Annotated in this window: 10 protein-coding genes and 2 pseudogenes; 9 read left to right on the top strand and 3 right to left on the bottom strand. The window is 70.6% G+C overall.

What is annotated here, in order from left to right:
• Positions 1-98 precede the first annotated feature (98 nt).
• Positions 99-377: an IS3 family transposase gene (locus ACFC02_RS38905; RefSeq protein ID WP_376367128.1), complete on the top strand. Its 279-nt coding sequence runs from the start codon at positions 99-101 to the stop codon at positions 375-377.
• A 185-nt stretch (positions 378-562) separates the two neighbouring features.
• Positions 563-1222 (top strand): hypothetical protein, encoded by a 660-nt coding sequence (locus ACFC02_RS38900; RefSeq protein WP_376367126.1) that lies wholly within the window; start codon positions 563-565, stop codon positions 1220-1222.
• A 121-nt stretch (positions 1223-1343) separates the two neighbouring features.
• Here the strand turns inward: ACFC02_RS38900 and ACFC02_RS38895 are convergent, their stop codons facing one another.
• Positions 1344-1862 (bottom strand): NAD(P)-dependent oxidoreductase, encoded by a 519-nt coding sequence (locus ACFC02_RS38895; RefSeq protein ID WP_376367125.1) that lies wholly within the window; start codon positions 1860-1862, stop codon positions 1344-1346.
• A gap of 550 nt (positions 1863-2412) precedes the next feature.
• On the opposite strand from ACFC02_RS38895, the pseudogene ACFC02_RS38890 reads away from it, so the two are divergent.
• The 5 genes and pseudogenes from ACFC02_RS38890 to ACFC02_RS38870 form a co-directional block, all read left to right on the top strand.
• Positions 2413-2955: pseudogene (locus ACFC02_RS38890) on the top strand (plasmid pRiA4b ORF-3 family protein); the annotation flags it as partial.
• Between the two features lie 1180 nt (positions 2956-4135).
• Positions 4136-4747: a hypothetical protein gene (locus tag ACFC02_RS38885; protein ID WP_376367131.1), complete on the top strand. Its 612-nt coding sequence runs from the start codon at positions 4136-4138 to the stop codon at positions 4745-4747.
• Positions 4744-7680 carry a DEAD/DEAH box helicase gene (locus tag ACFC02_RS38880; RefSeq protein ID WP_376367130.1) on the top strand — a complete coding sequence of 979 codons (2937 nt, stop codon included), beginning with the start codon at positions 4744-4746 and terminating at the stop codon, positions 7678-7680. The genes ACFC02_RS38885 and ACFC02_RS38880 overlap by 4 nt, the downstream gene beginning before the upstream one ends.
• Complete coding sequence (locus ACFC02_RS38875; protein ID WP_376367123.1) at positions 7677-8981, top strand: SWIM zinc finger family protein; 1305 nt, start codon at positions 7677-7679, stop codon at positions 8979-8981. Before ACFC02_RS38880 ends, ACFC02_RS38875 begins: the two co-directional genes overlap by 4 nt.
• 37 nt (positions 8982-9018) lie before the next feature.
• Positions 9019-9600, top strand: a complete 582-nt coding sequence (locus ACFC02_RS38870; protein WP_376367121.1) for a Uma2 family endonuclease — start codon at positions 9019-9021, stop codon at positions 9598-9600.
• Between the two features lie 115 nt (positions 9601-9715).
• Here ACFC02_RS38870 and ACFC02_RS38865 read toward each other — a convergent pair whose 3' ends face one another.
• Complete coding sequence (locus tag ACFC02_RS38865; RefSeq protein WP_376367119.1) at positions 9716-10189, bottom strand: transposase; 474 nt, start codon at positions 10187-10189, stop codon at positions 9716-9718.
• Between the two features lie 336 nt (positions 10190-10525).
• Here ACFC02_RS38865 and ACFC02_RS38860 point away from each other — a divergent pair, with 336 nt between their 5' ends.
• Positions 10526-11638 (top strand): IS110 family transposase, encoded by a 1113-nt coding sequence (locus tag ACFC02_RS38860; protein WP_376367117.1) that lies wholly within the window; start codon positions 10526-10528, stop codon positions 11636-11638.
• Between the two features lie 22 nt (positions 11639-11660).
• The gene (locus tag ACFC02_RS38855; protein ID WP_376367115.1) at positions 11661-11858 is read left to right on the top strand and encodes an IS3 family transposase; all 198 of its coding nucleotides are present in this window, start codon (positions 11661-11663) and stop codon (positions 11856-11858) included.
• Positions 11859-11900: 42 nt separating this feature from the next.
• Here the strand turns inward: ACFC02_RS38855 and ACFC02_RS38850 are convergent.
• Positions 11901-12083, bottom strand: a pseudogene (locus tag ACFC02_RS38850) (transposase); the annotation flags it as partial.
• Between the last annotated feature and the right edge of the window lie 95 nt (positions 12084-12178).

Genomic DNA, 12178 nt, shown 5'->3' with positions numbered 1-12178 from the left:
CGGTTGGAAGACACCCGCCGAAGCACTCAACGAGCAGCTACAGTTGATTCAACAAGCCGGTGTTGCAACGACCGCTTGAATCCGGTCAGTACACGTCCGTGAAGCTCACAACCCGCCTGGTCAGGGCCGGTATCCAGGCGTCCATGGGCTCGGTCGGCGACTCGTTCGACAATGCCCTGGCGGAGAACCTGTGGATGGTCATCAAGACCGAGTGCATCCGCGGCCGCGTCTTTGCCACCAGGGCCGAAGCGAACCTCGCGCTCTTCGAGTACATCGACGGCTTCTACAACCCCGCATCCAGAAACGGCTCGGCTACCTCAGCCCGATCGAGTACGAGGAGAAGCACTACGCCGACCAGGCAGCGACCGAACAAGTGAAACTGAAACCACGTCAACCTGCTCTGACCAGCTAGTCAGCCACTCCCGCACTGCGGGGGAACCTCAGATACGGCCTGGTGCAGATGTTGCCGCTTGACCGTGTTTTGGTCGGCTGCGAATCCTCGCGGGTCGGTGCCTTCGGTGGATTCCACCATCCAGACCAGGGATACCGGCATCTTCAGATGGTGGCCGTCATCACCATGTACGGGCCTATGGAGCGCCGGAATCCCGAGCGTCCCGAGCTGGCTCTTCTCGATCTACTCCGGGCGTACGCGCATGACTGCCTTCACTACGGCTCGCGTCGGCGGTATGTGGAAGTGGCGGGAATGCCTGTCCGCACTCAGTACGGAATCAACTACCGCCGCACAGGCGGTCAGTCCTACTCGGCTGCCGACCGGCGCGGAAGTCACCACACGCGGAACCTCGGAATCGTCATGGAAGGCGCGTGCGACAAGGAGGCGCGCTCCATCACCCGGCAGACGGCAGAACGCTTCGGCGTGGCCGAGCCTTCAGGCCCTCTCGGCGCACTGGCGTTCCGAGACGTGACGGGGACACTGACGGAGGATGACACCGGGCACGCGGCCGGGCCGCTGGGGAGCGAAGAGCAGACCCGATACGCGGCGGCCTTGAGTGGCTACGAGAGGGGCGTCAATCGCCGGTACGCACACTTCCTTGAGGAGTTCGCCCCCGGGGAAGAGAGCGAGTGTCACACGCGCCTCCTCGCGGCCATCATCAGCGGCGACGTGACGGCGCTGGGAACGTGGCTGGACGAACGGCATGGCCCCGGCACCTTCATGGGCCTGTTCCGAACACCAGGGTACTTCGACCCCGGCTTGACCGCCTGAGCGGTCCTTCGTCGGCCCCCGTCGTGTGCTTCCCCCGTGGCGCATGGCGGGGGCTTTCCGCTGCCCAGTGATCCTGGGGAAATCCTGGGGAGACCCCCTGTGAAGGGGCCTTTCATGCAGGTCACAGCCGTATGACCTGTAAAGCACCCAGATCTACGAAGGGACCAACCAGATCCAGCGCATCGTGGTGGCCCGGAACCTGCCGTAGCCCACGCCGGCCCGGCGCGGATCCGCGGCGGGAGTACACCAGTCGGGTCAGCAGCTCGGCGTTGACGATGCCCCGGGTCTGCGGTGTGGACGGGACGTGCAGGGAGAGGATGCCGGAGTCGGCGACGAGGGTGTCCAGGTCGGTTCTGTCGGCGCCGTCGGGCCAGTCGGTGGCGTGTGGGTCGTGCGCGATGATGCGGCCGAAGACAGGTGCGGCGATGCGGGTCAGGGTCCGGGCGATGCGCCCCAGGCCCAGCACCCCCAGGGTCAGGTCACCGGCACGGCACGGGATGTCGGTGAAGTCCTGGCTCCAGCCGCCTGATCGCACCACCGCGTCGGCCTGGGGCAGCCGAAGAACATCGACTACGGCTACCCGAGCGCGGACATCGGCCACATCTTCGTCCTCGATGTCCCCACCACCGGGCAGCTCCATGCGCGCTGACCCGGTGTACTGCAGCGACTCTCCCAGCGCACGGTCGGCAGGACCGGCCCCCGGGTCACACCGGGCCGCTCCGGCAGGGCGCGCCCGACGCACCCTGCGCTGGTAAGCCGGTAACTGCCCGAGCACGTACGGGTGGTGTCCGTGGGCAGCGGACGCCCGGTGACGCCGGCGGAGCCGATGAGTACCTCGTTCTCCGGAATGCCCGGAATCTCGGCGACATGGCGGACGGCCCGGCCGCCCGCCCACCCGAGTCCACCGACTCCGCCTCGGCCTTGGGCTGGCGACCGTAGCCGCAGCCTGATCTCGACTTCGCCGGCGGAATCAGTGATCAGTACTTTGCCAGGATCGGGCGCCGTGCGGGCCGGGACCGGAGCTGAAGCACGAGGTGTGGTTGGTGCGCAAGTCGACTGGGGGAATTTCGCCCGGCGGCCGGGCCGATGGCTCAGAACTGCAAGAATGGCCGGGTCAGCCGTTTGGCGTACGGCGGCGCTTTACGGGTGTCCCGACGCGTACGCCTCCGACGAGTGGGAAGCCCTCAGCCATGACCGCTCAGCGCAGCTCCCGGGAGCGCACTGCTTTCGTCCACCAGCTCAAGATCGCTCTGGTGGGGATGAAACCTCCGGTGTGGCGACGGCTGGTGGTGCCTTCGGACATCGCCCTGGGCTCACTACACGATGTGATCCAGGTGGCGTTCGGCTGGGAGGACATGCACCTGCACGCCTTCGAGGACCGCTCCGGCGGGCGGTACGCCCCTCCGGAGGACCTCGACATCCAGGTCTTCGACGAGGAGGAGGCCGTCCTCGCGGATGTCCTGCCGGGCATCGGCGACCGCATGGACTATACATACGACTTCGGCGACGACTGGCTGCACCGGATCACGGTGGAGGCGGTGCGCTCTCCGACGGAGGGTGAGGGGAAGCACGCCGTGTGCGCGGGTGGGCGCATGGCTATGCCCGGCGCGGAGGACCTCGGCGGTGTGTGGGGGCTGGCCGGGCTGCTGGAGCGGTACGCGGACGGGGAGCGGCCGAGCCCCGTGGTCGTCCGACACGGCGGTGAGGAGGGGGCGGAGTACGACGACGGGCTGCACGACGAGGCGCTGGTACGCCTGTACGAGGAGGGCTTCGACCCGGCCGCCTTCGACCCCGCCGAGCTCACCGGCCGGCTCGCGCAGGTGCCGCTGCGCGGGGCGGTGGGCACAAAGCGCAAGAGGCACCGCGGGCCGGGCGGGCGCCAGGCTCCGCCGGGGATGTACCGGTGCGAGTGCGGTGCCCTGCACCCGCTGCCCGGAGGCGCGGGACCGTTCGCCGAAGACGACGAGCCGGACGACGAGGTGTCGCTGTCCGATGTCCTGGGCGCCATGGGCCTGCGGTTGCCGGCCGTGCGGCTGCCCGGTGAGGCGGAGCTGGCCCGCATGGTGCACGAGGTGCCCGCCTTCATGGCGGCGGTGCGGCTCGGGCACTGGTGCGGCGGAGAACGAGGGTCCCGAAGGGCTTCCGCAGAAGGGCGGTGGCGGGAGACGGGCGGGCGGGAGCTGACCCCGACGGGGGTGCTGCGGCCGAAGCTCGCCCGGCAGGCCGTGGAGGAGGCCGAACTGTGGCGCGCCGCCTCCGACGGGTGGAGTGATGCCCAGGAGCGGGCCGCGCGGCTGGCGAAGGTCCGCAGCGCGACTGACATGGAGCCGCTGGCTCTGCCCTGGGACTGGGCGCTGAACTGTGGTTTCGTCGAGGTGGAGGGCAACCGGGCGTACGCCGGCGACGAACTGCCGGACCAGGACGACGACGCGGCGCTCCTGTCTGTCTGGCAGGAAGCGGTGGCGGGCGCGGCGGTCGAACTCTGCCTCTCCTTCCCCGCGTTGGACGAGTTGCTGGGCGGGCTGCAGCCGCTGCGGGAGCTGGCCGAGGACGCCCCGCCGCTGGTGTTCTTGATGCTGATCGCGGCGTACGGGCTGCCCGACGGGGAGTGGCTGGACGTCGCCGGCTTCCTCACCGACGGCATGGAAGGGCTGCCCGAAGGCCCGGCCCGGCGACTGGTCTCGGCGCTCCTCATCGACCAGTACCACGACACCGCCGGGACTCTGGAGCTGTTCGGCGCCGCCGAACGCGAGGGCCACGAGCCTTTGCCGACGGACGCCGTGTTCACCCTGCTGCTCGACGGGCCCGACGGCGGCACGGGGGGGCACGCCGTCCGCCGGCCGCTTCCGGCTCACCGCGCTGGGCCGCTCCGGTCTGCGCGCGCTGCTGGTGGCGGCGGGCGCCCCGGCACCGGTGATCGGCTCGTTCGCCCAGGCGGACGCCCGCGCACTGCTGGCCGCGCTCGGCTCGTATCCCTCCGAGACAGACGTGGCGACGGAGGTGGCAGGCTGGCTGGCGGCTCGTTCCGCCGTGGACGCGGCTGTCCAGGTGGTGGACGCCTGCGACGGTACGGAGCCGGCCGACGCCCTGCGCCGGCTTCAGGCCCCGCGGGTGCTGGCCGCCGTACTGGAGGCGGACCGCACCGGGCGGGCGAAGTCGGTGCTGCGCAAGGCAGCCCTCTCGAAGGTCACCGGCTGCGCCCACGCAGCGGCTTCCATGCTGCGCCGGATCGGCGAGCCTGCCGAGGGAGAGGCCGCGTGGGGCCTGGAGTGGATGCTGGTGGACGGTGTGCTGCCGTTCGCCGGGGCGGGGGAGCAGCTGCTGCGCGAACGGCTGCTGACTGGCCCCGAGGAGGGCAGGCGCCCGCTCGATCAGCTGGCCGAGCGCGCAGACGACCTGTGGCGGGCCGGCCACCCGCACGCCGGCGAGGTGCTCGGCGCGCTGGCCGATGCTGTCAAACCCGTCGACAAGTCCCTGGCCAAGCGACTGCGGAAGGCCGCGTTCAAGGCGGGGAGCGCCAAGTGAGTCTGCTTGTGAGGGAGACCGGCGCCGAAGCCGCACCGCTCGCCGACCCCGCTGCCACCGCCTGGGCCTGCGAGTACCTCGTCGCCGACGGCTGGGCGGCCGTGTTCGCCCCTGCCGAGCCGGGACAGCCGGCCCGGCTCGGCCGCCTGGTGCTCTACCGGCCCGCCGCCGACGCCCGCCGCGTGCCTGCCCAGGCCGCCGCGCCGGAGGCGGTGGAGCGGGTTCGGCTGGAGCTGGTCCTGCCGCACGGCGCCGGGGTGCGCACCCGCACCGTCGAAGGGTGGGCCCTCGGCCCGGGCGCCGCGCTCGCCCTCCTGCTCGATCTGCCCGGGAGCGGCGTCCATCCGTCGCTCGTCGCGTGGGCAGCAGTCGCCCGCTGCGGCCTGCGGCTGCTGGGCGAGGGACGCCTGTATCCGGCGCTGACCTCCGACACATACACCACCTGGCGCTTCGGGCCGCCCGGTGCGAGCGGCAAGCGGGACCTGGACGCGCTGGCCGCCGCCCTGCCGCCGTACGCCCACAACCTCCCCGCTCCCACGGCGGGCGAGAAGACCGTACGAATCGCCGAACCGACTGCTCTGGTAAGGGAGTTCTGCGACGCGCTCGCGGATGCTCTGCCGCGCCCCCCGGCCGCCGGCCGGGCCGTGCCCGGCAATCCCTACGCCGACCGTGCGACCGTCCTGCATCCGCGCCTGGCCCAGTGGGCAGCCGAGACCGCGGCCGAGCGGGCCGCGCAGATCAGTGTGGAACTGCGGGTCGAGCTCCCGGCCGGGCGGCGCCGCGTCTTCCATGCGGTGCTGCAGCTTCGCACCGCGGCCGACCCGTCCCTGGTTCTGGACGCTGCCGAGCTGTGGGCCGACCCGGTTCGCGCGCAGCATCTGCTCGGTCCGCGCGTGGAGGAAGAAGCGCTGCTCGCGCTGCGCCGCGCCGCCCGCGCCTGGCAACCGCTGACTCGCCTGCTCGCCGAGGCCGCCCCCAGCGCGCTGCGGCTCGACGACGAGGAGGCCATGGAGCTGCTGGGGGACGCCACCGACGCGCTGCATTCGGCGGGCGTACGGGTGCACTGGCCGCGTGAGCTGGTCAAGTCCTTCGAAGTCAGGGCGGAGATCGGGGCGGCCACCGCGCCTGGCGCGACCACGGACACCCTGCTGGGCCGCGACGCCCTGCTCGACTTCTCCTGGCAGGTCGCGCTCGGCGGTGAGAAGCTCACCGAGACCGAACTCGACCAGCTCGCCGAGGCCCGCCGCCCGCTGGTCAAGCTGCGCGACCAGTGGGTGGTCGCCGACCCGAAACTCGTGGCCCGCCTCAAACGCCGGCGCGGCCGGGAACTCGCCCCGTTGGACGCACTCCAGGCGGTGCTGACCGGAGAAGTGGAATGGGACAGCGAGCGCGTGGAGGTGGAGGCGGCCGGCGCCTTCGGTGAGCTGGTCGCCCGGCTGCGCGCCCCCGAGGGCCGCGCGCTGGTCCGTGCACCGCAAGGCCTGACCGCCACCCTGCGCGGCTACCAGCAACGGGGCCTGGCCTGGCTCGCGGACATGACCCGCCTGACCCTCGGCGGCGTACTCGCCGACGACATGGGCCTCGGCAAGACCGTCACGCTGCTCGCCCTCCATCTGCACCGCCAGGAGCAGCCCGACACCGCGGGCCCCACCCTCGTGGTCTGCCCGGCCTCACTGCTCGGCAACTGGCAGCGCGAGGCCGCCCGCTTCACCCCTACCGTGCCGGTACGCCGCTACCACGGCGGCGAGCGCACCCTGGACCACCTCGCCGGGAACGAACTCGTCCTGGTCACCTACGGTGTGCTGCGCCGCGACCGGGAGCGGCTCGCCGCCATGAAGTGGTCGCTGATCGCCGCCGACGAGGCCCAGCACGTCAAGAACCCGTACGCCACCACCGCCCGCGAACTGCGCGCCCTGCCCGCCCGCGCCCGCGTCGCGCTCACCGGCACCCCGGTGGAGAACAACCTCTCCGAGCTGTGGGCCCTGCTCGACTGGACCACACCCGGCCTGCTCGGCCCGCTGTCCGCCTTCCGTGACCGTTTCGCCAAAGCCATCGAGCGCGGCGCGCTGGGCGCGGGCGACGACGCGGAGACCGCCGAACAGGCCCGGCAGGCCGCCGAGCAACTCACCCGTCTCACCCGCCCGTTCCTGCTGCGCCGCCGCAAGGTGGACCCCGGCATCGCCCCCGAGCTTCCGGCCAAGACCGAGACCGACCATCCCGTCGCCCTCACCCGCGAGCAGGCCGCCCTGTACGAGGCGCAGGTGCGCGAGGCGATGGCCCTCATCGAGAAGGCGGACGGCATCGCCCGCCGCGGTCTGGTACTCAAACTCCTCACCGCGCTCAAACAGATCTGCAACCACCCCGCCCACTACCTGCGCGAGGCAGGCCCGCTGCCCGGCCGCTCCGGCAAGCTGGAACTCCTCGACGAACTGCTCGACACGGTGGTGGCAGAAGGCGAGGGCGCCCTGGTCTTCACCCAGTACACGCAGATGGGTAAGCTCCTTCAGCGGCACTTCGCCGACCGCGGCGTGCGCGCCCGCTACCTGCACGGCGCCACAGCTGTCCCCCGGCGCGAGGAGATGGTCGCCGCCTTCCAGCAGGGCGAGTTCCCCGTCTTCCTGCTTTCCCTGAAGGCCGCCGGCACCGGCCTCAACCTCACCCGCGCCACCCACGTGATCCACTACGACCGCTGGTGGAACCCCGCCGTCGAGGACCAGGCCACCGACCGTGCCTACCGCATCGGCCAGGACCGCCCCGTCCAGGTCCACCGGCTCACCACGCAGGGCACCGTCGAAGACAGGGTCGCCCGCCTGCTCGGCGCCAAGCGCGCCCTCGCGGACCAGGTCGTGGCCTCCGGCGAGGCCGCCCTGACCGAACTCTCCGACGCCGACCTCGCCGAACTCGTCGCGCTCTCCAAGGAGTTCGAGGCATGACCCCCGCCCGCAAGGCTCCCCGTACCGGCAGCCGCGCCTTCGCCGCCACCTGGTGGGGGCAGGCCTGGGTGGACGCCCTGGAGGCCTCCACCCTCGATTCCGGCCGCCTCTCGCGCGGCCGCACCTACGCCCGCAAGGGCATGGTCGGCCCGGTCACCGTCACCCCCGGCGTGCTGCGCGCCGAGGTCGAGGGCAGCGCCCCCTGGCCGTACGACGCCGCGGTGCGCCTGCGTGTCCTCACCGATGCCCAGTGGGACACCCTCCTCGACGCCATCGCCGCCCGGGCCGGGCGCACCGCCGCCCTCCTCGACGGCGAGATGCCCGCGGACCTGGTCGACGACGCCCGCACCGCCGGCGCTCCGCTGCTGCCGGAGGCGAGCGAACTCGACCCCGAGTGCTCCTGCCCCGACTGGGGCTACCCCTGCAAACACGCCGCCGCCCTGTGCTACGCCACCGCCGCCCACCTCGACGACGACCCCTTCTGGCTCTTTACCCTCCGTGGCCGCACCAAGGACGCCGTCCTCGCCGCGCTGCGCACCCGCCGCCAGACCCGCACCGGCGCCGCACCCGAAACCGGCGGCACACCCCACGGCCGGGGCGTCCCCGCCCGCGACGCGTTCGCCTCCTTCAACGGCCTCTTCACCCCGCCCGCCCCACAGACCGAGGGAGCCGAGGAAGCGCCCGCCGACCCCACCGATTTCGGGTCGGCTCTTTCCCCCCTCACCACCACGCCCCCGCCCGACGCCCCTTTCACCCTCGACGACCTCGAAGCCCTCATCCGGGACACCGCTCAGCGCGCCCGCGCCCTCGCGGCCGGGCACACCGCCTCCCTCATCTGCACCCCACTCGACGACGCCGTACGCCTCGCCGCGAGCGGTGTCGGCGAGCACTGGTTCCACCAGCTCGTACGCGCCACCGGTCTGTCTCCACTCGACTTCGCCCTCCTTGTCCGCGCCCAGCGCCACGGCGGCCCCGCCGGCGTCGCCGTCGCCCGAGCGCCTTTCACCCCCGACTCCGCCGCCATGGCCGCCGCTCGCGCCGCCCTCTCCGACCCCGACAACGCGGAGAGCGAAGACGACACCGCGGGCACCGTGCGGGTGCGCGTCTGGCGCAACCGTCTCACCGCCGATGACGAGGGCATCCAGATCCGCCTCGGCCCCGACGGCCGATGGCATCCCTGCATCCGCGAAGGCCGCGGCTCCACCGCCCGATGGTGGCCCTGCGCCCCCGCCACAGCCGACCCCGTTGCCGCTCTCGTCGCAGCCCGCACCGTTGCCCGCACCGCCGCCACGCGGAACTGAAGGATTAAGCTGGTCGGGGCGCCCGAAGGAGGACACGATGACGACCGCATGGGACGCGCTTCCGCCCTGGATGCTGCCGCCTCGGCCGAGTGGTTGGGAGGCCGATGACCTCGACAACGCACCCGACCTCCCACGACACACCGAGCTGATCGATGGAGCGCTGATCTTCATGATGTCCCCGCAGCGGTCCTGGCACGCCCGCGTCGTCACCCGGCTCACGACCGCACTGGACCATCAGGCTCCCGAGGGATTCGTGATCGACCGGGAGATGACGGTCAAGCTGAACGAGAAGAACCGGCCCGAGCCCGACGTCCTCGCTGTCACGGCCCCGTACGACCCGAACCGTACGTACTACCTCCCCGACCAGGTCGCCCTCGCCATCGAAGTCGTCTCGGACGAGTCCGCCGACCGCGACCGGTCGCTGAAGCCGTTCAAGTACGCGCAAGCGGGTATTCGGCACTACTGGCGTGTCGAGGAGGAAAGCAGCCTCCCCGTCATCCACACGTACGAGCTGGACGACACCACCCACGCCTACGTAGCCACCGGTATCAGCCGCGATCGGATGAAGACTTCGGTCCCTTTCGACATCGACATGGACTTGCCCGGTCTCGTCCGCTGACCGGAATGCCGTTCAGCCCTGGGTATTCAGTGGAGTTGGGCTTCTGACACCCCGGTAGCAGAAAATTATCGTGACCTGCGAGGATGCGAGTGTCGAAGTCATATCGTCGCCAGCGTCATTGCATGATCGCGATCTGTCCAGGTTCGTCAGGTGAGGCCGAGAGCCTGTAGGGGCCAGGGTTTCGACGCAGTCGCGTGCCGCCCGGTTTGTGATCATCCGAGGCCGAGGAGCGCGAGGGGTCGGTCGGGGTCGCGGGGTTGCGGCGCAGGCCGACCGCGAGGTTCTTCGTTCCGGCTGCCCGTAGGGCGCCGATGGCGAGGTTGCGCCAGGTGGCCATCGCGCGGGGCGCGTTTCCGGTCCGCACTTGCGAGGCGTCCCCGGCGAAGGTGGTATCGCGGACGCGGTGCAGGGCCTCGATCGTCCAGTGGCCGCGGACGAGCCGGGCGAGCTGGGCCGGGGTGGCCTGCTCGGCGGTCAGGCTGGTGACGGCGTAGACCGTCTTGACGGTGGTCTTGCCCGTCTTGTGATCGGTGTGGCGGCGCTTGATCTGGACGGCCTGGCGAGCCCCGGGGAAGAGGAGGTAGTTCACAGTGGCGACCTCGATCCGACGGATCTCCGAGCGGCCGTGGCCGATGCCCTTGGTGCGGGCCGCAAGCTGGCCGTCGTGCAGTCCATGGACAGAGTCGGATCTTGTTTCGACTGTGAGGATGATCAGGTGCCGCTTCGGGCGGTGGCCTGACCCGTGTTTCGACTGGCGTTGTTGCCTTTGCGTTGATCTGTCGGCCACTGCCTGGAGCGGTACTCGCTGCCGCCGGGCAGGGGATGTGTCCCGATAGGGGCCTTCGCGACAGGCACCGTCACAGTCTTGACCGCCCCGGCCCGGCGACGGCCACCCGCACCCGAGGCGATCAGGAGACAGGCGACCTTGCCCAGCATCACGCAGTCCGCTGCCCCGTGTCACATCCCGGCCGACGCCGCCGGGGAAGTCCTGCTCGGTGTCGATACCCACAAGGACGTCCACGCCGCGGCCGTCATCACCACACTCGGCGTCACTTTGGATGGCCGTACCTTCCCGGCGACTGCTGAGGGATATCGTCAACTCGTTTCCTGGGCCCGCTCGTTCGGCTTGCTGCGACGCGCCGGTATCGAGTGCACCGGTTCCTACGGAGCCGCTCTGACACGGCACCTGCGCACCGAAGGTATCGAGGTGACCGAGGTCAACCAGCCCGACAAGGCGGCCCGACGGCGCCACGGCAAGAGCGACGCCGTCGATGCCGAAGCCGCCGCCCGCGCCGTGCTGTCCGGCCGGGCCACGGCCACAGCGAAGACGAGCGACGGCCCGGTGGAGATGCTGCGGCTGTTCAAACTGGCCAAAGCGTCCGCGATCAAATCCCGCACCCAGGCCATCAACCAGCTCAAGAGCATCCTGGTCTGCGCGGACGCCGAACTTCGCGAGTCTCTGGCCGGGCTGAGCAACCCGAAGCTGTTCCAGCAGTGCGCGGCACTCACGGGGTCGGAGATTTCCGGGCCGGCAGGGGCCGCGCGGCACACCTTGAAACTGCTGGCGCGCCGCATCCAGAGCCTGACTGAGGAGGTCAACGACCTTACTGGGCGGATAGCCGAAGCGATCACGGCGAGCACTCCTGGACTGCTCGAGGTGAACGGTGTCGGTTTGGACAGCGCCGCGGCCCTGCTCATCGCTGCTGGGGACAACCCCGAACGCCTCGGCAACGAAGCATCCTTCGCCGCCTTGTGCGGCACCAGCCCGGTCGAGGCCTCCTCCGGCAAGACCCAGCGCCGCCGGCTCAACCGAGGCGGTGACCGCCAGGCCAACGCCGCCCTCTTCCGGATCATCCTCAGTCGCCTACGCTGGGAAAACCGTACCCAGGACTACATGCGCCGACGCCTCGCCGAGGGCAAGACCCGCCGCGAAATCATCCGCCGCCTCAAACGGTACGTCGCACGAGAGATCTACCGACTCATCGTCCCCAAGGCCACCGTGGCAGACCGCACGGAACCAGCCCGAGACGCCGCTTGACATCCATAGGGGCATCAACGCTATGGCCGAGTCATTCTTCGGCGCCCTGAAGAACGAGCGTGTATCACGCGTGACTTACCTGACACGCGAGGCCGCCCGGCAGGGCATCACTCGCTACATCGAATTCTGGTACAATCGTAAACGCCTCCACTCGGCGGTAGGTTACCGCCCTCCGCGCGAAGTCCACGCCGAGTACGAGAAGTTGCGAATCGCCGCGTGAAATAGACGGTCAGTAGCCTGTCCGGAAAATGCGAGGCCCCTCAGTGGCGTCGAGGTAGACGTAGGGGAAGCGGATGTGGTCCAGGGGCCGGGTGCGGAACACGTTCAGCTCTACGTCGAGGTCGCCGCAGATCCGGGAGACCTCGCTCTTGGAGATCCCGGTGTCCCCGCCGAGGGCCTTGACCAGGTCGTCCACGCTGCGGGTGGACACGCCCTGCACGTATGCCGGGTCTTCAAAGTTGAGCGGTGCGGAGGTGTCCGCGGGCTCGGCGGGTGGTGACGCAGCGTGTGCGTAGGCGCTGGTTCGTAGCGTTGCGGAAC

The sequence above is a fragment of the Streptomyces sp. NPDC056160 genome (assembly GCF_042268205.1).
GTDB lineage: Bacteria > Actinomycetota > Actinomycetes > Streptomycetales > Streptomycetaceae > Streptomyces.
Note: the sequence above shows the minus strand (reverse complement) of the source record. Positions and strands in the feature narration are given on the sequence as shown.